Source organism: Streptomyces sp. NPDC054849 (assembly GCF_053610945.1).
Window position 1 is genome coordinate 1 of sequence record NZ_JBSGZI010000104.1, and the last position, 23,490, is coordinate 23,490.

Consider the following 23,490-nt stretch of genomic DNA (forward strand, 5'->3'; position numbering starts at 1 on the left):
CTGTAGAGCCGGGCCCCGCACGCCGTCAGGCGGTTGCTTCGGTGTCGCTAGTTCGCGCCGAAGGTGAGAACCAGCTGCGGTGTGCCCTCCGCCGCCGTGGCCTCCGAGGACCAGATCCACAGCGGGTCGGTGCCCGTGCTCGTCAGGCCCAGGCTGTAGCTGCTGCCCAGCACCGCGGTGAGCGCGGTGGTGTCCAGCTCGACACTGTGGATCGCCGAGCCGTCCGGCACGCCCGCGATGCTGCCGAGCGGGGTGGTGCCGAGGGCGGGCTTGGTGTTGAAGGTGGTGCCCGCACCGGTCCAGGTGCCGGTGACCGGGACCACGGACACGGTGTCGGCGGTGCCGGCGCCGGTCTGTGTGCTCGTCTTGAACTGGAGCGAGGCGGCCTTCAGGACCTGGCCGGCCGGAGCGGCCGGCAGGTCGAAGCGCAGGTACGACTGGTACAGCGAGCCGCTGCCGCGCACCGCGAGCGAGGTGGACGTGCCGTAGGCGGTGCTCGGGGCGCCCTGGTTGATGTAGGTGTCCTCGGTCGTCTTGACCGAGGAGACCGTGTCGGTGGGGGCCTTGGCCAGGTCGAAGTGGTTCTTGACCTGGGCCTGGGTGAGCGCCGTCGGGTACACGGCCGTCTCGTCGATCTGACCGGCGAAGAAGTTGCTCGTCGGGCGCGTGGGCCAGCTGGCGAGGTTGTCTCCGCCGACGTGCCAGTAACCCGCGTAGGACTGGCCGCTGGTGGCGTTCAGCGTGCCCTTGTTCTGGCCGTCGACGTACAGCGTGATGCCGCCGGGGCCCTGGGTGCCGACCACGTGGTGCCACTTGTTGTCGTTGTACGTCTCGAACAGGCCGGTGGAGACGGTCCGGGTCGAGCCGTTGTAGACGCCGAAGACCAGCCGGCCGGTGTTGGTCATGTAGATGTGCCGGTCGTACGAGCCGCTGTTGCGCGTGGTGTTGTTGCCGAAGCCGATCAGCTTGCCGCCGCGCGTGGTGTTCGTCTTGAACCAGGTCTCGACGGTGAAGGTGTTGCCGACCGACTGACGGCGGTCGCCGTGCACCTGCTGGCTGGTTCCGTTGAAGCCCATCGCCGTGCTGGTGCCGGAGACGGCGCCGGGGGTCTGGCGCAGGGCCGGGGCGTTGACCTGGATGCCGCTGGTGTTGCCGCCGTCGGAGGAGTCGGCGACGTACGGGCTGACGGTGTCGTCGTAGCGCCAGTACAACTGGGCGCCGTCCGCGCGGACCTGGTTCGGGTAGGACTGGACCGAGCTCGGGACCGTCACCGAGGCGACGGCCGACAGGGCACTGGTGTTGCCGGCCGCGTCGGTCGCGGTCACCCGGTAGGTGTAGGTCTGGCCGGCCTTGACCGTGGTGTCGGTCCAGGAGGCCTGCGGGCGCTCCCATTCGAGCGAGCTCGCGGTGACCGTGGCGGCCGGGGTGGCCGAGCCGTTGCGGTAGATGCGGTACGTCAGCTTGCTGTCGTCCGCGTCGTAGCTGGTGCGCCAGCGGACCTGGACCTCGCCGGGCTTGACGCTCGCGGCGCTGGCCACCGGGGTGGTCGGGGCGCCGACGTCGCCGGTGGAGGCGAACCGGGTCAGACCCTGCTGGGCCTTGCCGTTGATGAGGGTGAACTCACCGCCGACCCACATGTACTTGACATCGTTCTTGTCGGCCACGGCCATGACGCGCGGACCGATGCCCTCGCCGAGGCCGTCGTTGGCCGTGGGGTGCCAGCCGAGCTTGCCCGGGCCGCGCACGAAGCCGTCCACGGGCGCGGGGGCGGCGCCTTCGTGGTTGGTCGGCTGGGCCAGCAGGAAGTTCCGCTTGCCGTCGGGGAACTCGAGCTCGGTGGAGCAGTCGTGCGCGTGCGAGGAGCTGTAGAGCACGCCCTCGTACGGCAGGACGAACTGGGTCGCGCCGAGGCAGCGGTCGCGCCACTTCTCGCTGAAGTCGCTCAGGCGCAGGCCGATGCGGCCGTCGAAGACGCCGCCGCCGGAGCCCTCGTTGCCCGTGTAGAAGCCGCCGTTGTCGTCGGTGGAGATGTCCTTGACGACCGAGTTCGACGGGATGTTGGTGTAGGTCTTGGTGACCGCGCCGGTGGCGGCGTTGACCACGGCCAGGGCGTGGCTGTTGGAGCCGTTGACCGTGAAGAAGTCGCCGCCGAGCAGCACGTTCTTGCCGTCGGGGGTGACCTCGATCGCGCGGCCCGGCTCGTCGGCGTTGGCGACGAAGGGCTTCAGCGCACCGGAGGAGGCGTCCACGGCGGCGAACCGCTCGCGGGTCTGGCCCTCGACGGCGTTGAAGTCGCCCGCCGCGTACAGGGTGTCGTCGGTGACGGCGAGCGCCCGCACGGTGGCGGGGAAGCTCGGGTGGAACGATGCCTTGGGGGTGCAGGTCGCGATGTCGATCGCCGCGACGCTGGAGACCGGGGTGCCGTTGACGGCGCCGAAGGAGCCGCCCGCGTAGAGGGTCTTGTTGTCCTTCGAGACGACCAGCGCGCGCACGGTCGCGGTGCCGTCGCCGATGGTGAAGGCGAGCTTGCAGGAGGTGGGGTTACCCGTCGCCGCGTCGAGCGCGACGAAGTTCACGGCCTCCTGTTCCGCGCCCGCGGTGCCCTCGGGCGGGCGGACGGCCGAGAAGGTACCGCCGGCGAAGACGGTGCCGTTCGTCTGGGCCATGGCCCAGACGATGCCGTCCGGCTGCCAGGTCGGCAGCTCGTCGGCGGTGAATGCCACTGGCGGCGTGATGGCGGACGCCTGAGGCATCAGCACAAAGCCTATGCCGGTGCCGGCACCGGCCAGTGACAGGACGAGGGCGGCAGTCAGCCCTCTGGATCTACGCATGAGCCCCCCAGGGCAATTGCCCGGTTTGATGGCTGGAACTATCCGAACAGCCATATGTACTGGCGCAGACTAGGGCTCACGTGAGGGCCCGGTCACCTCACTTGACCCATTGCATACCAACTTGGAATCAACAGGGTTCAGCATGGAGGGTGCACTACGGACATACGGCAGGTTTACCCCGGCCACACCGCCAAAGAGCTGCAGAGCATGGCCGGAACACGGCAAACCGTAGGGGAAATATAAGGCCTCAGCGGTCGATGCGGACCGTCACGCCCGCCAGTTGGTCCTCAACCTGACGGATGTCGGCGTCGACCATGATCTGCGCCAGCTCCGCCACCAGGACCGACGGCTTCCAGCCAAGCAGGTCATGGGCCTTCGAGGCGTCGCCGATGAGGGCGTCGACCTCGCTGGGGCGCTCGTACTTGGCGTCGTAACGCACGTGCTCGTTCCAGTCGAGACCGGCGTGCGTGAAGGAGGACTCGACGAACTCGCGGACGGTGGCGGCCACACCGGTGGCGACGACGTAGTCGGTGGGCTCGTCCTGCTGGAGCATCCGCCACATGGCGTCCACGTACTCGGGCGCGTAGCCCCAGTCGCGCACCGCGTCGAGGTTGCCGAGGTAGAGGTGGTCCTGCAGACCGGCCTTGATGCGGGCGACCGCGCGGGTGATCTTGCGGGTCACGAAGGTCTCGCCGCGGCGCGGGGACTCGTGGTTGAAGAGGATCCCGTTGACGGCGAACATGTCGTACGCCTCGCGGTAGTTCACCGTGGTCCAGTACGCGAAGACCTTCGCGGCGCCGTACGGACTGCGCGGGTGGAACGGGGTGCCCTCGTTCTGCGGGGGCGGGGTGGCGCCGAACATCTCGGAGGACGAGGCCTGATAGATGCGGGTGTCGACACCGCTGGCCCGGATGGCCTCCAGCAGCCGCAGCGCGCCGAGGCCGGTCACGTCGCCCGTGTAGAGCGGGGCGTCGAAGGAGACGCGGACGTGGGACTGGGCGCCGAGGTTGTAGACCTCGTCGGGGCGTATGTCGCGGAGCAGGTTCACCAGCGCGACGCCGTCGGAGAGGTCGGCGTGGTGCAGCACGAAGGAACGGTTGTCCGTGTGCGGGTCCTGGTAAATGTGGTCGACCCGCTCCGTGTTGAAGCTGGAGGACCGCCGCACCAGCCCGTGCACCGTGTATCCCTTGGAGAGAAGCAGTTCGGCGAGGTACGAGCCGTCCTGCCCGGTGACGCCGGTGATCAGTGCGGTCTTGCCCATGGGGTCCCCCTGGTGGTGGTTGCTGGTCGTGGTGATGAGGCTGCGCCTCGAGGTGCGTACGGGCCGCGGCCCGGGGGCTGGATGCGTACCGTACACGCCGGGTCCGGCCGCCTTTGCGGCGGATTCGGCCCTACGCACCGTGCGACGGCCCGGACGGAACCGGCCCGGTGGGCGGCGGGACTCGCGCTCCGGGCGGCGCAGCCGCGCGCGGGGCACGGCGGCCCGGGCGGCGTACCCCTGCCACCCGCGCGGGAGCGGACTGGCATCATCGGCGGTATGACAAGTTCGCTGCCGCTCCTGCCCCCGAACGCCCGCGTCTTCGTCGCGGGCCACCGCGGCCTCGTGGGGTCCGCGGTCGCCCGGCGGCTGACCGCCGACGGCCACGAGGTGCTCACCCGGGGCCGTGCCGACCTCGACCTGCGCGACGCCGCCGCGACCGGGGCGTACCTGAAGGACGTCCGCCCGGACGCCGTCGTGCTGGCCGCCGCCAAGGTCGGCGGGATCATGGCCAACAGCACCTACCCGGTGCAGTTCCTCGAGGAGAACCTGCAGATCCAGCTCAGCGTGATCGGCGGCGCGCACGCCGCCGGCGTGGGCCGGCTGCTGTTCCTCGGGTCGTCCTGCATCTACCCGAAGCTGGCTCCGCAGCCCATCCGCGAGGACGCGCTGCTGACCGGTCCGCTGGAGCCGACCAACGAGGCCTACGCCCTCGCGAAGATCGCCGGCATCGTCCAGGTCCAGTCGTACCGCAAGCAGTACGGGGCCTCGTACATCTCGGCCATGCCGACGAACCTCTACGGCCCGGGCGACAACTTCGACCTGGAGTCCTCGCACGTACTGCCCGCGCTCATCCGGCGCTTCCACGAGGCCGCCGCCGAGGGCCGCGACGAGGTCACCCTGTGGGGCTCGGGCACTCCGCGCCGGGAGTTCCTGCACGTGGACGACCTGGCGGCCGCCTGCGCCGTGCTGCTCTCCGACTACGACGGCGACGAGCCCGTCAACATCGGCTGCGGCGAGGACCTGACGATCAGGGAGCTGGCGGAGACGGTCGCCGACGTGACCGGCTTCCGGGGCCGGCTGGCCTGGGACACCTCCAAGCCGGACGGGACCCCGCGCAAGCTCCTGGACGTCGGCCGCCTGACCTCGCTCGGCTGGAAGCCCGGCATCCCGCTGCGGGACGGCATCGCCGCCACGTACAAGTGGTGGCGCGAGCAGGGCTGATCGCACAGGCGGCCTCGGCCTCAGTACGCTCCGCGACCGTCGACGACGGCGCGGAGCGTGCGACCCATGACGTCGACGTCACTGGTGAAGGACCAGTTGTCGACGTACTGCAGGTCAAGCTGAATCGTTTCGTCCCACGACAGATCGGACCGCCCGCTGATCTGCCACAACCCCGTCATCCCGGGCCGCACGGTGAGCCGGCGCAGCTCGACCTCGTCGTACTGCGCCACCTCCTCCGGCAGCGGCGGACGCGGGCCGACGAGCGACATGTCGCCGGTCAGTACGTTGACCAGCTGCGGCAGTTCATCCAGCGAGGTCCGGCGCAGGAGCCGGCCCACCCGGGTCACCCGGGGGTCGCGGCGCATCTTGAACATCAGGCCGTCGTTCTCGTTGGCCCCGGACAGCTCGGCCTTGAGGGCGTCGGCGTCCACGACCATGGTGCGGAACTTCCACATGACGAAGGGGACCCCGTCGCGGCCGATGCGCTGCTGGCGGTAGAAGGCCGGGCCGCGCGAGCCGAAGCGGATGGCCAGGACGATCCCGAGGAAGAGCGGGGAGAGCAGCAGCAGTCCGGCCGCGGCTCCGGCCCGGTCCAGGGCCGACTTGAGCAGGGTCTGCACACCGCGGCTGACCGGCGGCGCGACCCGCAGCACGGCGAGTCCGCCCGCGGACAGGGTCTCCAGCCGCTTGACGGAGACCTCCACCAGTCCGGGGAAGACGGCGAGTTCGAGCCCTGCGTCGTGCAGCGCCCAGGCGACCCGGCGCAGCCGCTCTCCGGTGATCCGCACGCCGGGGGCGACGAGCACCAGATCGGCGTTGTGGCTCCGGACGGCGCCGAGCACCGCCGCGGAGTCGCCGTTGGCGGTTTCGGGCGCCGTCGCGTCGAGCCGGGCCGCCACGGGCACCCCGCTGACGACCGACCCGCCGCCGACCGGAACCACGCCGACGACCACGTACGGGTGGTCGGTACGGGCGGCGAGGTGCGCGATGACGTCCTCGGCCGCGTCGGGTTCACCGATGACGAGCACCCGGCTGACGGCCTGGGCCTCGCGGCGGGCCGCCGAAAGGTGGCGGTAGGTCAGTTTGTGGCAGGCGACGGTGATGAGCAGAGCGGGAAGGAGCGCCCCGAGAGCCGACAGCCGCGGGGTGGCCTCCTCGGTGACCACGCGGGCCACGGCGAGCACGCCGATGAGAATCAGCCAGTCGTGGACGACCGGCAGCACACCGCGGGACTCGCCGAGCACCCGGGTCGCGTACCGCCGGCGCAGCGCCTGGACCCCGGTCCAGGCCACGGCGGCGGCCAGGGCGCAGTAGAGGGGCCGGACCTGCTGCGCGGCGTCGAAGACGAGCCCTACCGGGAGGGCTGCGCCGAAGAAGTCCGCGGCGACTGCGGCCGGGCGGTACCAGCGGGCCTTGTCCCCGAGGCGTCGCGCGGGCACAACGGACTCCTGGGCCGTTCGGGCCACTCTTTGCGCAGGAAAATGGACATGCCTCATGGGCCCCCCTGGCACGTGGTCTATGACAGTGCGGGTGTCCATGGCTTCCCCAGGCAACGAACATCTGCCGCACCGGCAAACAGTACGACAAACACCCGTACGGTAAACGCCGTTTGGGTCAACGTAGCCTCTTGTTGCGCAAGTGTTAGCAACCGGTATCAACCGTTCCGAATGCTGGACGTCTTCTCAGGCACACGAAGGTGAATGGTTCGGATACCGGATACGTATCTTCGGACAACGGACCGTTTCCGGCCAACCTTTTGACGCGACCCTGACATCTCCCCCTGCAAGTGGCACTCTTCGACCGTTCATCGCACCAGCCCTGTTCTGCCCGGAGGCCCACCCAGCCATCCGGAACCCCCCTTGCAGAAGGAGTCTGCGTTGAGGTCCACCCCCCAGAGGCGTGCCACCGCGGCCGGCGCGCTCGTTGCGGCGGCAGCCATGCTCGCCGTAGGCATACAGACCGGCACCGCCACCGCCGACGCCACCGCGTCACAGGCACCCAAGGCCGTCCAGTCCAACCCGGGCGCGGCCAATCGCGTACTCAGCGCTTCGGAGCGTGCGACGCTCCTCGCCGAGGCCAACTCGACCACCGCGCAGGCCGCCAAGGCGCTCGGCCTCGGCAGTGGCGAGAAGCTCGTCGTCCGCGACGTCGTCAAGGACGCGGACGGCACCACGCACACCACCTACGAGCGCACCTACGACGGACTCCCGGTGCTCGGCGGTGACCTGACCGTCCACGCCAAGGACGGTGTCACCAAGAGCGTCACCAAGGCGACCCATCACGAGATCAAGGTCGCCGACACCAACGCCACCGTCACCCCGGCCGCCGCCGAGAGCCAGGCCGTCGCGGCCGCCGGCGCCGAGGGCTCCAAGGAGGCCAAGGCCACCAAGGGCGCCCGCAAGGTGATCTGGGCGGCCGAAGGGACTCCGGTCCTCGCGTTCGAGACCGTCGTCGGCGGACTCCAGCACGACGGCACGCCGAACGAGCTGCACGTGGTGACCAACGCCAAGACGGGCGCCAAGATCACCGAGTGGCAGGCCGTCGAGACCGGCACCGGCAACACGCAGTACAGCGGGCAGGTGACGCTCGGCACCACGCAGTCGGGCAGCACCTGGAACCTGACCGACGCCGCCCGGGGCAGCCACAAGACCTACAACCTCAACCGGGGCACCTCCGGCACCGGCACGCTGTTCTCCGGCTCGGACGACATCTGGGGCAACGGCCTGCCCGCCAACCTGGAGACGGCCGGCGCCGACGCGCACTACGGCGCGGCCCTCACCTGGGACTACTACAAGAACGTGCACGGCCGCAACGGCCTGCGCAACGACGGCGTGGCCCCGTACAGCCGGGTCCACTACGGCAACAACTACGTGAACGCCTTCTGGCAGGACTCCTGCTTCTGCATGACGTACGGCGACGGTGACGGCAACGCCAAGCCGCTCACCTCCATCGACGTGGCCGCGCACGAGATGACGCACGGCCTGACCTCGGTCACCGGCAACATGACCTACAGCGGTGAGCCCGGCGGCCTGAACGAGGCGACCTCCGACATCTTCGCCGCGGCCGTGGAGTTCCACGCCAACAACGCGCAGGACGTCGGCGACTACCTGGTCGGCGAGAAGATCGACATCCGCGGCAACGGCACCCCGCTGCGCTACATGGACAAGCCCAGCAAGGACGGCTCGTCCAAGGACGCCTGGTACTCGGGCATCGGCTCCATCGACGTCCACTACTCCTCGGGCCCGGCCAACCACTGGTACTACCTGGCCTCCGAGGGCTCGGGCGCCAAGGTGGTCAACGGCGTGAGCTACGACTCGCCGACCTCCGACGGCCTCCCGGTCACCCCGATCGGCCGCGACGCCGCCTCGAAGATCTGGTTCCGCGCGCTGACCACCGGTCTGTTCAAGTCGAACACCAACTACGCGGCTGCGCGTACGGCCACCCTGCAGGCCGCCGCCGACCTGTACGGTGCCGGCTCGGCGACGTACAACAACACGGCCAACGCCTGGGCGGCCGTCAACGTCGGCCCGCGCATCGTGAACGGTGTCTCGGTCACCAGCCCGGGCAACCAGAACACCGTCACCGGCAGCGCCGTCAGCCTCCAGATCCAGGCCAGCAGCACCAACCCCGGTGCGCTGACCTACTCGGCGACCGGCCTCCCGGCCGGGCTGTCGATCAACTCCTCGACCGGCCTGATCTCCGGTACGGCCTCCACCGCGGGCACGTCCAACGTGACCGTCACGGTGAGGGACGCACAGAACCAGACCGGCACCGCGGCGTTCACCTGGACGGTCGGCACCACCCAGCAGACGGTCTTCGAGAACACCACCGACTACGCGATCGCGGACAACTCGACCGTCGAGTCCCCGGTCACCGTCAACCGCACGGGCAACGCATCGAGCGCCCTCAAGGTGGACGTGAACATCCAGCACACCTACGTCGGTGACCTGAGGGTCGACCTGGTCGCCCCCGACGGCACCGTCTACAACCTGCGCAACCGCAGCGGCGGCAGCGCGGACAACATCGTCCAGTCCTTCACCGTGAACGCCTCCTCCGAGGTCGCGGCCGGTGTCTGGAAGCTGCGTGTCGCGGACCTCGCGAGCCTCGACACCGGCAAGATCGACAGCTGGAAGCTCACCTTCTGACCCCACCGGGGTCGCCTGAGCGACAGCTGAACAGATAGATCACGGGGCCGCCCGGGAGGAAACCTCCCCGGGCGGCCCTGTTCCATGGACCCTGACGGGCGGCCGGTGGACCGGCCGCCCGTCCCCCGGGCCGGTGGCGCCGCGCTCCTACCGGAGCAGTATGCCGCCCCCGGCGTCCGTGGCCACCGGGGCCGCGACCAGCCCCAGTTCGGCCGGGGTCGCCAGCAGCGGATGCGCCGGCAGGATGCGTACCGTGTAGCCGAACGGCCCGGTGCGGTCGAGGGCGAGCGGCCCCTCGTACACCCAGCGGCCCTCGAGGTCGGGACCCGCGGCCGCCTTGAGCGGGAAGGTCCGCCCGTCCCGGATCACGTCCTGCGCGTCCACCCGGCCGGCGAAGGCCTGCACCTCGACGTCCTCGGGTCCGAGCGCGTCCAGTGCCACCTGCACCCGCAGGGTGAGGGTGGCCCCCAGCTCCGCGGTGCCGTTGACGGGAGCCTCGGCCAGCGTCTCCACGTGCTCGACGGAGACCCGCGGCCAGGCCGCACGGACCCGCCCCTTCCACCAGGCGAGGTCACGCGCCGCCCCGGCGTCCAGGGCCCGGTGGGCGAGCGCGGCCGGCGTGTAGAGCCGCTCCACGTACTCCCGCACCATCCGTCCCGCGAGGACCTTCGGCCCCAGTGAGACGAGCGTGCGCCGGACCATCTCGATCCACCGCACCGGAAGCCCGGTGCGCCCGGCCCGGTCGTAGAACCGGGGCGCGACCCGGCCCTCGATCAGCTCGTAGAGGGCATTGGCCTCCAGGTCGTCCCGCCGGTCCTCGTCCGCGCCGAGCCCGTCGGCGGTCGGAATGGCCCAGCCGAAGTCCGGCTCGAACCACTCGTCCCACCACCCGTCCAGCACGGACAGGTTGAGGCAGCCGTTCAGCGCGGCCTTCATCCCGCTCGTCCCGCACGCCTCCAGCGGCCGCAGCGGGTTGTTCAGCCAGACGTCACATCCCGGGTAGAGCTTCTGCGCCATGGCCATGCCGTAGTCGGGCAGGAAGACGATCCGGTGCCGCACCCGCGGGTCGTCCGCGAACCGCACCAGCTCCTGCACGAGCCGCTTCCCGCCGTCGTCGGCCGGATGCGCCTTGCCCGCCACGACGATCTGCACCGGCCGGTCCGGGTCCAGCAGCAGCCTGCGCAGCCGGTCCGGGTCGCGCAGCATCAGCGTCAGCCTCTTGTACGAGGGCACGCGCCGGGCGAAGCCGATGGTCAGGACGTCGGGATCGAGTACGGAGTCCACCCAGCCCAGTTCGGCGGCGGCGGCCCCGCGCTGGCGCCACGAGGCCCGCAGACGGTCCCGTACCTCCTGCACGAGCTGCTCCCGGAGCACCCGCCGCAAATCCCACACGTCCTGGTCCGGGATCTCGGCGACCGCGTCCCAGCGCTGGGAACCGCCGACCGACAAGGCGTCCTCCGTGCGGCCGGCGCCGATCTGCCGGGCGCCGAGCCGGACCACTTCGGGGGCCACCCAGGTCGGGGCGTGCACGCCGTTGGTCACGGAGACGATGGGCACGTCGGCCGGGTCGAAGCCGGGCCACAGCCCGGCGAACATCCCCCGGCTGACCTCCCCGTGCAAGGTCGACACCCCGTTGGCCCGCTGGGCCAGACGCAGTCCCATCACCGCCATGTTGAACACCCCGGGGTCGCCCCCGGGAAACGTCTCGGCGCCCAGCTCCAGGATCCGCTCGACCGGCACGCCGGCGAGCTCCCCGCCCTCTCCGAAGTGCCGGGCGACCAGGGCCCGCTCGAAGCGGTCGATCCCGGCCGGGACGGGAGTGTGCGTGGTGAACACGGTTCCGGCGCGCACCGCCTCGACGGCGGCGTCGAAGCCCAGCCCCTGCTCCCTCTCCAGTTCCCTTATGCGCTCCAGCCCGAGGAAACCGGCGTGGCCCTCGTTCGTGTGGAAGACCTCGGGGGCGGGGTGCCCGGTGAGCCCGCAGTACAGCCGGACGGCGCGGACGCCGCCGATGCCGAGGAGCATCTCCTGGAGCAGCCGGTGGTCGCTGCCACCGCCGTAGAGGCGGTCGGTCACCTCGCGGGCCGCGGCGTCGTTGTCCTCGACGTCCGAGTCGAGGAGCAGCAGCGGCACCCGCCCGACGCGGGCCTGCCAGATGTGCGCGTGCAGGGCGCGGCCGCCGGGCAGGGTCAGACAGACGCGGGCGGGGGACCCGTCCTCCTCGCGGAGCAGGGAGAGCGGGAGTTCGTTGGGGTCGAGTACGGGGTAGTGCTCCTGCTGCCAGCCGTCGCGGGACAGCGACTGCCGGAAGTAGCCGTGCCGGTAGAGCAGCCCCACGCCGATGAGCGGGACGCCGAGGTCACTGGCGGACTTCAGGTGGTCCCCGGCGAGGATGCCGAGGCCGCCGGAGTACTGCGGCAGGGCGGCGGTGATACCGAATTCGGGGGAGAAATAGGCGATGGCGGCAGGCAGTTCCGCGCCGTTCTCCTGGCTCTGGTACCACCTCCCGCCGTTCACATAGTCATCGAGGTCGGCGGCGACGACGGCGAGCCGCCGCAGGAACCGGCGGTCTTCGGCCAGTTCGGCGAGCCGGGCGGCGGAGACGGCGCCGAGCAGGCGGACGGGATCGCCCCCGGCGGCCTGCCAGACCTCGGGGTCGACGGATTGGAAGAGTTCACGGGTCTCGGCATGCCAGGACCAGCGCAGATTGCGCGCGAGGCCGGTGAGCGGCAGCAGGGGCTCCGGGAGGACGGGGCGCACGGTGAATCGACGGATAGCCTTCACGTGTTCCACCTTCGCAGGGGATTACGGATCGGAGCGGCCGCACCACGCTGTGCACCCGCGCATCACCCCGGGAAGGCTAGCGAGGCCCGTGGGTTCCGGCCATGGCGCCTTCGGCGGGCGGCGTTCCGGGACCGCCGCGGCGAGGACCGCCTCATCGAACGGCGTCGGGCCGCTGCCCCTCCAACAGGTCGTCCAGGTAGGGACGCAGCACCTCGGGCAGTACGGCGCGGTCCACCGTGCGCAGCAGCGCGTACGCGGGCTGCGCCAGGAAGCGGCCCAGCCGGAGCAGCGCGTTCAGCTGGGACTCCAGTGCGTGGTGGTCCGTCTCCCGTACGGCGGCCCGGGCCAGCGCGCCGCACAGGTAGCGGCCCACCTCGGGCGCCCAGGAGTCCGGCTGGTCGGCGATCTCGTCGGCCGCCCGCTCCCTCAGCCGGGGGTCGCCCGCGCGCAGCCGCGGTACGGACTCCCGGGCCCGGGGTTCGGCGTCCATGCAGTCCCATTCGGCCAGCTCCCGCGCGCCGGGTCCGGACAGCAGCACCCTTCCCGAGCAGCCGGGATCCAGCCGGTCCACCGCCTTGCCGTAGAACTCGATCCGCTGCAGCACCACCCACGCGCCGCCCCGGGTGCGCAGGGGGAGCCCGGTGTGGGGGATGCCGCGCGTGCAGCGCACGACCACCCGGGTCGCGTCGCCGACCGGCTCCGCCGGTCCGGCGATCTGCAGCCGCGCCGCCCGCGCGAGCAGCGCGGCCGCCACCGGGGAGTCGGTGCGCAGGATGGCGAGGCTGTTCAGCGCGGTGTCGTCCAGAGCCGGTTCGACGGCCGGCAGCGCGTCGAGCTCCGCTTCCAGGGCGGCCGGGTCGTCCTCCCGGACGGCGGCGTGGGCCAGCGCGGAGGCCAGGTACCGCTCCTGGTCCGGCTCCCACACCACGGCGGCCACCCGCCGGGCGGCGGCCTCCCGCAGCCGGGGGTCGGCCGTGCGCAGCTGTGCGCCCGTCAATTCGTGCAGTGCCTCCGAGTCCATGCGGCATTGTCCCTCGTATGGGTGACATTGCGGACCTCACACGGACCGGCTCGAAGGGGCTCGTACTCGGGGATCCGTTCGGGCAGAGCTGGTGCGTGCGGGACACCGGGGCCGGCCGGCGGTGGCCGGCCGGGCGGGAGGCGCCCCCGGGACCGGCCGGATCACCGCCCCGGCGTGCGCGCGCCGTTCGCCGGGTTCGGAGCCGAGACCGTACGTCTCGCGGAACGCGCGGCTGAAACGCGGCGCTGCCGAGGCCGCTTCGGATGGCGCCGACGTCCGGCGCGACTGCACGCGGGCAGAGACGAACGCGCCACCTGTCCGGGACCGGCCCCTGGCTCCCGACAGGCCGCCCTGACGGTCCGGGAGGGCCTTGCGGGGCTGGTGGGACAGGTGGTGTCTCCCCTACGTCACTTAGTTCCAGCCGACTTGACGGAGCCCCGCCGGATGTCGACCCGGGGCTTGGTATTGCCCGTGCCACTACGTACGAGTAGTTGACCGAGTGCGCGGATTGGGCGGGGCGAGAGTGGGAAGGGCTCCCCGGGTACACGTCGTACACGCACGAGGCACCCGCCCACAAACCCACTCCCCGCCACCCGAGTGAACGCGGACAGGAGCGGCCATGCCCGCAGCCCAGCCGTCCCGTGAGCGGCTAGAAACAGAGCGAACAGAGCGTGCACTACCGGTCGGGACTCCGACCGGCCTGTTGTCACCGAGCCCTGCGAACTGCCCCCAGGTGATCCCATCATGATCGGTCGCATTCCCGTGCTGGACGTCCGCCCCGCCGTCGACTGCGGCGCCAGACCCGCAAAGGCGGTCGTCGACGAGGTCTTCGAGATCTCCGCCACCGTGTTCCGCGAGGGACACGACGCCGTCGCCGCGCACATCGTCCTGCGCGATCCGAGCGGGCGGCTGCGGCCACCCGTACCGCTGCGCGAACTCGCCCCCGGCACCGACCGGTGGGGGGCCCGGGTCTCCGCCGAGGTCGAGGGGAGGTGGACGTACACGGTCGAGGCGTGGAGCGACCCGGTGGCCACCTGGCGGGCCCATGCCGCGATCAAGATCCCCGCCGGGATCGACACCGGCCTCATGCTGCTGGAGGGCGCCGAGCTCTACGAGCGTGCCGGGGCCCGGATTCCCAAGCGCGACGGCCGGGAGGCCGTGCTGGCCGCCGCCGACGTGATGCGGGACGAGGACCGGCCGGCCGCCGAACGGTACACGGCCGCCCTCGCCCCCGCCGTGGACGCCGCGCTCGCCCGGCGCCCGTACCGGGAGCTGGTGACCGCCTCCAAGCCGCTGCCCCTGCTCGTCGAGCGCAAGCGGGCGCTCTTCGGCTCCTGGTACGAGATGTTCCCGCGCTCCGAGGGAGCGGTGCTGGAGCCGGGCGAGGCTCCCGTCAGCGGGACCTTCCGGACCGCCGCGGAGCGGCTGCCGGCGATCGCCGGGATGGGATTCGACGTGGTCTACCTGCCGCCGATCCACCCGATCGGGAGCACGTACCGCAAGGGTCCGAACAACACCCTCTCCGCGGGAAGTTGGGATCCCGGGGTGCCGTGGGCCATCGGCTCCACCGAGGGCGGGCACGACGCCGTCCACCCCGAACTGGGCACCATCGAGGACTTCGACGCCTTCGTCGCGCGCGCCCGCGAGCTGCAGATGGAGATCGCGCTGGACTTCGCCCTCCAGTGCTCCCCCGACCACCCCTGGGTGGAGAAGCACCCGGAGTGGTTCCGCCACCGGGCCGACGGGACGATCGCGTACGCCGAGAACCCGCCGAAGAAGTACCAGGACATCTATCCGATCCACTTCGACACCGACATGGCCGGCATCGTCGAGGAGACGTGCCGGATCCTGCGGTACTGGATGGACCACGGCGTCCGCATCTTCCGGGTCGACAATCCGCACACCAAGCCGGTCGTCTTCTGGCAGAAGGTGATCGCGGACATCAACAAGTCGGACCCCGACGTGATCTTCCTTGCGGAGGCCTTCACCCGCCCCGCGATGATGCGCGCGCTCGCCGCCGTCGGCTTCCAGCAGTCGTACACGTACTTCACCTGGCGCAACACCAAGGCCGAGCTGACCGAATACGTGACCGAGCTCTCGGCCACCCCCTCCGCCTCCGTGATGCGGCCGAACTTCTTCGTGAACACCCCGGACATCCTGCACGCGTACCTGCAGCACGGCGGCCGTCCCGCCTTCGAGGTACGGGCGGTCCTCGCCGCCACCCTCTCGCCCGCCTGGGGGGTCTACGCCGGTTACGAGCTCTGCGAGAACACCCCGGTGCGGGAGGGCAGCGAGGAGTACCTGAACTCCGAGAAGTACGAGTTCCGGCCCCGCGACTGGGCCGCCGCCGACCGCGACGGCACCACCATCGCCCCGCTGATCACCGCCCTGAACCGGATGCGCCGGCGCAACCCCGCGCTCCAGCAGCTGCGCGACATCCACTTCCACTCGACCGACAACGAACAGGTGATCGCCTATTCGAAGCACGCCGGAGCCAACTCCGTACTGGTGGTCGTCAACCTCGATCCGCACCACACCCAGGAGGCGACGGTCTCGTTGGACATGCCGGTACTCGGCCTCGACTGGCACGGGTCCCTCGCGGTGCGCGACGAGCTCACCGGCGAGACCTATCACTGGGGCAGGGCGAACTACGTGCGCCTAGAGCCGGGCCGAACGCCCGCGCACGTACTGGCCGCTCTGCGACCGTCCCCGCCCACCGGAGGGTCACCCACCACATGATGATCAACGACCCCGTCCACGACACGTTCGAGGACACCCCCGCCAAGGACCGCGATCCCGACTGGTTCAAGCGGGCCGTCTTCTATGAGGTCCTCGTCCGCTCCTTCCACGACAGCAACGGCGACGGTGTCGGGGACCTGAAGGGGCTCACGGCCAAACTGGACTACCTCCAGTGGCTCGGTGTCGACTGCCTCTGGCTGCCGCCGTTCTTCGCCTCACCCCTGCGCGACGGGGGCTACGACGTCTCCGACTACACCTCCGTGCTGCCCGAGTTCGGCGATCTCGCCGACTTCGTGGAGTTCGTGGACGCCGCGCACACCCGCGGCATGCGGGTGATCATCGACTTCGTCATGAACCACACCAGCGACCAGCACGAGTGGTTCCAGCAGTCACGCAAAGACCCGGAGGGTCCGTACGGCGACTACTACATGTGGGCCGACAACGACAAGCAATACCAGGACGCCCGCATCATCTTCGTCGACACCGAGACATCGAACTGGACGTACGACCCGGTCCGCAAGCAGTACTACTGGCACCGCTTCTTCTCTCACCAGCCGGACCTGAACTTCGAGAACCCGGCCGTGCAGGAGGAGATCGTCTCCGCCCTCAGGTTCTGGCTGGACCTCGGCATCGACGGGTTCCGGCTCGACGCCGTCCCGTACCTGTACGCCGAGGAGGGGACGAACTGCGAGAACCTGCCCCGCACGCACGAACTGCTGAAGCGGGTGCGGGCCGAGATCGACGCGCACTACCCGGACACCGTGCTGCTCGCCGAGGCCAACCAGTGGCCCGAGGACGTCGTCGACTACTTCGGGGACTACGCGAAGGGCGGGGACGAATGCCACATGGCGTTCCACTTCCCCGTCATGCCGCGCATCTTCATGGCCGTCCGAAGAGAGTCCCGCTACCCCGTCTCCGAAATCCTGGCCAAGACCCCGGCGATCCCGGACCGCTGCCAGTGGGGCATCTTCCTGCGCAACCACGACGAGCTCACCCTCGAAATGGTCACGGACGAAGAGCGCGACTACATGTACGCCGAGTACGCCAAGGACCCGCGGATGCGGGCCAACATCGGCATCCGGCGCCGGCTCGCCCCGCTCCTGGACAACGACCGCAACCAGATCGAGCTCTTCACCGCCCTGCTGCTGTCCCTGCCCGGCTCGCCGATCCTCTACTACGGCGACGAGATCGGCATGGGCGACAACATCTGGCTGGGCGACCGTGACGGCGTCCGCACGCCCATGCAGTGGACCCCGGACCGCAACGCCGGTTTCTCCTCCTGCGATCCGGGCAGGCTGAACCTGCCGGTCATCATGGACCCGGTCTACGGGTACCAGGTCACCAGTGTCGAGGCGGCCATGGCGTCGCCCTCCTCACTGCTGCACTGGACCCGCCGGCTGATCGAGATCCGCAAGGTGAACCCCGCCTTCGGTCTCGGCTCGTACACCGAACTGCCGTCGTCGAACCCGGCGGTGCTCGCGTTCCTCCGCGAGTACGGAGACGACCTGGTGCTGTGCGTGCACAACTTCTCGCGCTTCGCGCAGCCCACGGAGCTGGATCTGCAGTCGTTCAACGGGCGGGTCCCGGTGGAGCTCACGGGTGACGTGCGCTTCCCGCCGATCGGCGAGTGGCCGTACCTGCTGACCCTGGCGGGACACGGCTTCTACTGGTTCCGGCTGCGGCCCGAACCGCGCGGCGAACCACGCGCCGAGTAGCGGGCCCAGTACGGGGCGGGCCGCTCGAATGGGTCAATCGCCCGCCCCTGTACGGATCATCTGACCCGACACTCGCACATGCCGGAGAAGCAACTGCCGCGCATCCGGGACACTCTGCGCATTCTGTGACGGCCCGGGGAAAGGACGCGACGCCATGTCGGAGGCTGCATCCGCCCGGAGCCGGCTGACGGCCGACCGGGCCGCCGGGATCGCCCCGCTGGAACCGATGCTGAGGGCCTGGCTGCCCACGCAGCGCTGGTTCGCGGGCAAGGGCCGCACCATCAGCAGGCTCAGGACCGTCTCGGCGGCCGAGCTGCTGCCGCCCGGCTCCACCCCGGGACTGCTGCACCTGCTCCTCGACGTCGACGGGGACTGCTACCAACTGCTGCTGGGCATCCGCCCGTCCCTGCCGCCCGCACTCGCGCCGACCCTGATCGGGCACGCCGAGGACGGACCGTACGCCGGCCGTGCGGTCTACGAAGCGCTGGGCGATCCCCGGCTCGCGGCCATGCTGCTGGAGCGGCTGCGCTCTCCCGGCGTGCTCGGCCCGCTGCGCTTCGACCGGGATCCGGCCACGCCGATCCCGGCGGGACTCGCGCCGCGGCAGCTGGCCGGGGAGCAGACGAACTCCTCACTGATCTACGGAGATTCGTTCATCCTGAAGGTGTTCCGCCGGGTCGGCCCCGGGATCAACCCGGACCTGGAGCTGCCCCGGGCCCTGGCCGCCGCCGGCTGCACCCGGGTCCCGGCGCCGGTCGCCTGGTACGAGGCGGAGCCGCCCGGGAGCGAATCGCTGACCCTGGGCGTGCTCCAGCCGTATCTGCGCGGCTCCGACGACGGCTGGCAGCTCGCGCTGCGCCGGCTCGGCGCCGGGGGCGACTTCACCGCCGAGGCGCACGCGCTCGGCCGGGCCACCGCCGAGGTGCACAGCGCGCTCGCCGCGGCCCTGCCCACCGTGGCGCTGGGCCCGGAGCAGACCGCCCGGCTGGCCGCCGGGATGACCGCGCGGCTGGCCGCCACCGCCCGGGAGGTGGCGGCGCTGCGGCCCTACGAGGCGGGACTGCGGGGCGCCTTCGACGCCCTGGCCGCATCCCGCGGGGCGGGGGTGCCCGCCCAGCGGATCCACGGGGACCTCCATCTGGGTCAGACCCTGCGCACCCTCGACGGCAGCTGGTCGTTGATCGACTTCGAGGGCGAGCCCGCCCGGCCGCTGGCCGACCGGCGCCGTCCCGAACCGGCGGTGCGCGACATCGCCGGGATACTGCGTTCCTTCGACTACGCCGCCCGCTCGCACCGGCCGTTCGCCCCCGCGTGGGCGGACGACTGCCGGGCCGCCTTCTGCGAGGGCTACGCCCGCACCACGGGCCGCGACCCGCGCGAGGACCCCGTGCTGCTGCGCGCGTACGAGACCGACAAGGCGGTGTACGAGGCCCGTTACGAGTCGCGGCACCGCCCCGACTGGCTGCACGTCCCGATGGCCGCGATCCGGCGGCTCTCGGAGCCCTCGCGACCCGCCCACCGCGTGCCGCCGACCCCGCCCGCCCCCGGCCCCATCGGCCCGCATCCGCTCCCCCACCCCCATCCGAAGCCCCCGAGGAGGCCGCTCGCGTGAGCGCCGCACGACAGCCGTCACCGACCGTCCGCGACGAAGCCGCACCCGCCCCGGCGGCGGCGAAGAAGGCCCGCGCGCCCCGGGCCCGCCGGGCCGATCCTCCGCATGGTGTCCGCCCGGCCCCCGCGCTCGGCGGTGACGAACGGGCGCGGCTGCTGGAGGGCCGCCACCACGATCCACATGCCGTGCTGGGCGCCCGTACCCAGCGGGGCGGGGTGGCCTTCCGGGTACTGCGCCCCTACGCCAAGGCGGTCACGGTCGTGGCCAAGGGGCTTAGGGCCGAGCTCTTCGACGACGGAGACGGGCTGTTCTCCGGGCTGCTGCCGCTGGCCGGGGTGCCGGAGTACCGGCTGCTGGTGACGTACGACGGCGGCGAGGTGGAGATCCACGACCCCTACCGGTTCCTGCCGGCGCTCGGGGAGCTGGACCTGCACCTGATCGGCGAGGGCCGCCACGAACAGCTGTGGACGGCGCTCGGCGCCCAGCCGATGGAGCACCAGGGCGTGGCCGGAACCCGGTTCACGGTGTGGGCGCCGAACGCCCAGGGGGTCCGGGTCGCCGGGGACTTCTCGTACTGGGACTCCGTCGCCTATCCCATGCGCTCGCTCGGTGCGACGGGCGTCTGGGAGCTGTTCCTGCCCGGCGTGGGCGAGGGCACGCTGTACAAGTACGACATCACGCGCCCGGACGGCAGTCACACCCTGCGCGCCGACCCGATGGCCCGGTCCGCGGAGGTCCCCCCGGCGAACGCGTCGGTGGTCACCGCCTCACGGTACGAGTGGCAGGACGCCCGGTGGATGGCGGAGCGCGGCACCCCGGCCCCGCACCAGGCCCCCTTCTCGGTGTACGAAGTGCACCTGGCGTCGTGGCGGCCCGGGCTGTCCTACCGGCAGCTCGCGGAACAGCTCCCGGCGTACGTCAAGGAGCTGGGCTTCACGCACGTGGAGATGATGCCGGTCGCCGAGCACCCCTTCGGCGGCTCGTGGGGTTACCAGGTCACCGGCTTCTACGCGCCGACCTCGCGGATGGGCACCCCGGACGACTTCCGGTTCCTGGTGGACGCGCTGCACCGGGCCGGGATCGGGGTGATCGTCGACTGGGTGCCCGCGCACTTCCCGCGCGACGACTGGGCGCTCGCGGAATTCGACGGGCGGCCTCTGTACGAGCACCAGGACCCGCGACGGGCCGCGCACCCGGACTGGGGAACGCTGGAGTTCGACTACGGCCGCAAGGAGGTCCGCAACTTCCTCGTCGCCAACGCCGTGTACTGGTGCGAGGAGTTCCACGTGGACGGGCTGCGCGTGGACGCGGTGGCCTCGATGCTCTACCTCGACTACTCGCGCGGCGAGGGCGAGTGGTCGCCCAACGAGCACGGGGGGCGCGAGAACTGGGACGCGGTGGCCATGCTCCAGGAGATGAACGCCACCGTGTACCGGCGCTGCCCTGGTGTGGTGACCATCGCCGAGGAGTCCACGGCGTGGAACGGGGTCACCCGGCCGACGGACGGCGGCGGGCTGGGCTTCGGCATGAAGTGGAACATGGGCTGGATGCACGACACGTTGCGGTACATGTCGAAAGACCCGGTCCACCGCAAGTACCACCACCACGACATGACCTTCGGGATGATCTACGCCTTCAGTGAGAACTACGTGCTGCCGATCTCGCACGACGAGGTGGTCCACGGCAAGGGCTCGCTGGTGTCGAAGATGCCCGGGGACTGGTGGCAGCAGCGGGCGTCGCACCGGGCGTACCTCGGCTTCATGTGGGCGCACCCCGGCAAGCAGCTCCTCTACATGGGGCAGGAGTTCGCCCAGGGCTCCGAGTGGCGGGAGGCGCACGGGCCGGACTGGTGGCTGCTGGACGACTCCTACGTGGCGGCCGGCGACCACCGGGGCGTCCGCAACCTCGTCCGCGACCTGAACCGCACGTACGCGGCGGCGCCCGCCCTGTGGGAGCGGGACACCGTGCCGGAGGGCTTCGCCTGGGTGGAGGCCGACGCCGCGGAGGACAACGTCTTCGCCTTCCTGCGGTACGCGCAGGACGGCTCGCCGCTCCTGTGCGTGTCGAACTTCTCGCCCGTGGTCCGGCACGGCTACCGGATCGGGGTGCCGGAGGAGGTGCCGCTGTGGCGGGAGGTGCTCAACACCGACCTGGAGGTGTACGGCGGCAGCGGCGTCCACCACACGCAGCCGCTGCGGCCGGAGCCGGTTGCGGCGCAGGGCCGCCCGGCGAGCCTGCGCCTGACCCTCCCGCCGCTGACGACGGTCTGGTTCAGGCCTTAGCGGCGGCCGCCAGCTCCTCCTCCAGCTCCTGGAGGAGCTTGCGCTTGGCCCGGGCCCCGATCATCTGCTTCACGGGCTCGCCGTCGCGGAAGACGAGCAGGGTCGGCATGGACAGCACCCCGTACCGGGAGACGGACCCGGGGTTGCTGTCCGCGTCGATCTGCACGACCTTGAGCCGGTCGGCCTCCTCGACGGCGATCGCGGACAGGACGGGCGCGAGCTGGCGGCAGGGGCCGCACCAGTCCGCCGTGAACTCCACGAGGACGGGCCGCCCCCGCTCCCCGAGCACCTCGGCCTCGAAATCCGCGTCGGTCACCTGCGCCACACCGTGGGCCTTCATGTCTGTCCCCATCCCTCTCATCCGGTCATCTCACATTTCGGCACGGCCGCCTCGCCGGCCGCCCGCTCCGCATCGGCCAGCTGTCGCGTGAGCTGCTCGCGCACGTCGGCGAGCTGACCGATCAGGCCGTCCAGCTCGGCGAGCTTGCGCCGGTACACGGCGAGGGAGGCCGGGCAGGAGTCCCCGGCCGGGTGGCCGGCCCGCAGGCAGTCCACGAAGGGCCGGGTCTCCTCCAGCTCGAAGCCGAAGTCCTGCAGCGTGCGGATCTGACTCAGCAGCCGCAGGTCGTCCTCGTCGTAGGTCCGGTAGCCGTTGCCGGCCCGCCGTGCGGGCAGCAGCCCGCGCGACTCGTAGTACCTCAGCGTCCGGGTGCTGGTCCCGGCGCGTTCCGCCAGTTCGCCGATGCGCATGCTGCGACCGTAAGCCTTGACGCCGACGTCAAGGCAAGGGACGGGGACGGGGACGGGCTTGCGGGCCGCTTGAGGGGCGGGTTTGCGGGGGGCGGGCTTTGCGGGCGGGGGCCCTCGCCACCCCCGTATGCGAGGGCCCCCGGAAGGAACCACGTACGGGAGAGGTGTCCGGTTCAAGTTGTGTGAAGGGTGTGACGGCTCTTGCGTCGGCAGGCTTTGGCTGGAACCGTACGCATCAAAGGATCTTCAAGCTCACCGGTTACCGGACAGTCGCAGAGAAAACCGGCGAAACGCCTTAACTTCATAGGACGTTCCTCCAGGGTATGGGCTTGTTTGTTTGGTCTGTAGGCGCCACAGCCCGGCCACTTCTACGGTGTGCGGTGTGCACTCCAGCCCACCATTCAATGCCCCCGCCGCGCGTCGCCTGCGCGCGGCCCTGGGCATGGCTCCCGGTCATGTCGCCTACGGCCTGCGCGCCCAGTACGGGCTCGTCGTCGCCCCCGAGACCGTGATGGCCTGGGAGCGGGGCGAGATATCACCCTCCTCCGCCGAGCTCACGGCGCTCGCCGGAGTCCTGTGGTGTGCGCCCGGCGAGCTGCTCGCCGAGCCGGTCACCCTGCGGGAGCACCGCATCGCCCGCGGGCTGGTCGCGGACGAGCTGGCCCGGCGGGTCGGCCTCGACACGAACGCCTACCAGAAGATGGAGGACACCGGGCGCTGGAAGGGCAACGAGCGGCAGTCCGCCGCCCTGGCCACGGTGCTGGGTCTGACGCTGGCCCAGTTCGTGACGGTGACCGGCAAGCATGACGAGCTGGCCGACCTGCTGCGCAGTGCGGTGACCACGCGCTGGCAGGCGTACGTGAAACCGTTGAACAAGCTGCTGCCGATTCCCAAGCACCACCTGGAGGCGGTGCTGGAGCGGCTGCACGGGGACTACCAGTCGCGGATGGTGGCGACGCTCAGCTGGGGCGGCGGCCAGGGCGAGGCGGGCAGCGGGGACGCGGGCCGGGAGTTCCTCGTCGAGATCGTGGACCGGTTCTGGGAGCTCGCGGGCGGTGCTTCGTAGCCGTAGGGCGCACCGGGGGGGACCGCCGCCGGCCGGGGCAAGCGGCCCCGGCCCGTCCGCGTG

Annotated in this window: 14 protein-coding genes; 7 read left to right on the forward strand and 7 right to left on the reverse strand. The window is 71.1% G+C overall.

The window, feature by feature from the left end:
- Positions 1–47: 47 nt before the first annotated feature.
- Positions 48–2,831 carry a CBM96 family carbohydrate-binding protein gene (locus ACWGIF_RS31545; RefSeq protein WP_453502585.1) on the reverse strand — a complete coding sequence of 928 codons (2,784 nt, stop codon included), beginning with the start codon at positions 2,829–2,831 and terminating at the stop codon, positions 48–50.
- 247 nt (positions 2,832–3,078) lie between these two features.
- Entirely contained in the window at positions 3,079–4,092 is a 1,014-nt protein-coding gene (gmd, locus tag ACWGIF_RS31550; RefSeq protein ID WP_453502586.1) for a GDP-mannose 4,6-dehydratase, read from the reverse strand.
- A 276-nt stretch (positions 4,093–4,368) separates the two neighbouring features.
- Between gmd and ACWGIF_RS31555 the strand changes: the two genes are divergently transcribed.
- Entirely contained in the window at positions 4,369–5,313 is a 945-nt protein-coding gene (locus ACWGIF_RS31555) for a GDP-L-fucose synthase family protein (RefSeq protein ID WP_453502588.1), read from the forward strand.
- A gap of 20 nt (positions 5,314–5,333) precedes the next feature.
- On the opposite strand, the gene ACWGIF_RS31560 is transcribed toward ACWGIF_RS31555, so the two are convergent.
- Complete coding sequence (locus ACWGIF_RS31560; protein WP_453502589.1) at positions 5,334–6,809, reverse strand: exopolysaccharide biosynthesis polyprenyl glycosylphosphotransferase; 1,476 nt, start codon at positions 6,807–6,809, stop codon at positions 5,334–5,336.
- Between the two features lie 381 nt (positions 6,810–7,190).
- On the opposite strand from ACWGIF_RS31560, the gene ACWGIF_RS31565 reads away from it, so the two are divergent.
- Positions 7,191–9,458, forward strand: a complete 2,268-nt coding sequence (locus tag ACWGIF_RS31565) for a M4 family metallopeptidase (protein ID WP_453502590.1) — start codon at positions 7,191–7,193, stop codon at positions 9,456–9,458.
- A 147-nt stretch (positions 9,459–9,605) separates the two neighbouring features.
- On the opposite strand, the gene glgP is transcribed toward ACWGIF_RS31565, so the two are convergent.
- Together glgP and ACWGIF_RS31575 are read right to left on the reverse strand one after the other, a co-directional pair.
- Entirely contained in the window at positions 9,606–12,242 is a 2,637-nt protein-coding gene (glgP, locus tag ACWGIF_RS31570) for an alpha-glucan family phosphorylase (protein WP_453502592.1), read from the reverse strand.
- Positions 12,243–12,393: 151 nt separating this feature from the next.
- Entirely contained in the window at positions 12,394–13,263 is an 870-nt protein-coding gene (locus ACWGIF_RS31575; protein ID WP_453502594.1) for a hypothetical protein, read from the reverse strand.
- 744 nt (positions 13,264–14,007) lie between these two features.
- Between ACWGIF_RS31575 and ACWGIF_RS31580 the strand changes: the two genes are divergently transcribed.
- The 4 genes from ACWGIF_RS31580 to glgB all read left to right on the forward strand — a co-directional run bounded on the left by ACWGIF_RS31580 (position 14,008) and on the right by glgB (position 21,611).
- Complete coding sequence (locus ACWGIF_RS31580) at positions 14,008–16,002, forward strand: maltotransferase domain-containing protein (RefSeq protein WP_453502595.1); 1,995 nt, start codon at positions 14,008–14,010, stop codon at positions 16,000–16,002.
- Positions 15,999–17,717, forward strand: coding sequence for a maltose alpha-D-glucosyltransferase (gene treS / locus ACWGIF_RS31585; protein WP_453502597.1), 1,719 nt, complete (start codon positions 15,999–16,001; stop codon positions 17,715–17,717). Before ACWGIF_RS31580 ends, treS begins: the two co-directional genes overlap by 4 nt.
- A gap of 154 nt (positions 17,718–17,871) precedes the next feature.
- A complete protein-coding gene (locus ACWGIF_RS31590; protein WP_453502598.1) occupies positions 17,872–19,329 on the forward strand; it encodes a maltokinase N-terminal cap-like domain-containing protein in 1,458 nt (485 codons plus the stop codon).
- The gene (gene glgB / locus ACWGIF_RS31595) at positions 19,326–21,611 is read left to right on the forward strand and encodes a 1,4-alpha-glucan branching enzyme (protein ID WP_453502600.1); all 2,286 of its coding nucleotides are present in this window, start codon (positions 19,326–19,328) and stop codon (positions 21,609–21,611) included. The genes ACWGIF_RS31590 and glgB overlap by 4 nt, the downstream gene beginning before the upstream one ends.
- Here glgB and ACWGIF_RS31600 read toward each other — a convergent pair.
- Positions 21,601–21,951, reverse strand: coding sequence for a thioredoxin family protein (locus tag ACWGIF_RS31600; RefSeq protein ID WP_453502602.1), 351 nt, complete (start codon positions 21,949–21,951; stop codon positions 21,601–21,603). The genes glgB and ACWGIF_RS31600 overlap by 11 nt on opposite strands.
- 17 nt (positions 21,952–21,968) lie before the next feature.
- On the reverse strand, positions 21,969–22,361 hold the full coding sequence (locus ACWGIF_RS31605) for a MerR family transcriptional regulator (RefSeq protein ID WP_453502603.1): 393 nt from the start codon (positions 22,359–22,361) through the stop codon (positions 21,969–21,971).
- Positions 22,362–22,803: 442 nt separating this feature from the next.
- Here ACWGIF_RS31605 and ACWGIF_RS31610 point away from each other — a divergent pair, with 442 nt between their 5' ends.
- Positions 22,804–23,427, forward strand: coding sequence for a helix-turn-helix domain-containing protein (locus ACWGIF_RS31610; protein ID WP_453502612.1), 624 nt, complete (start codon positions 22,804–22,806; stop codon positions 23,425–23,427).
- Positions 23,428–23,490: the final 63 nt, after the last annotated feature.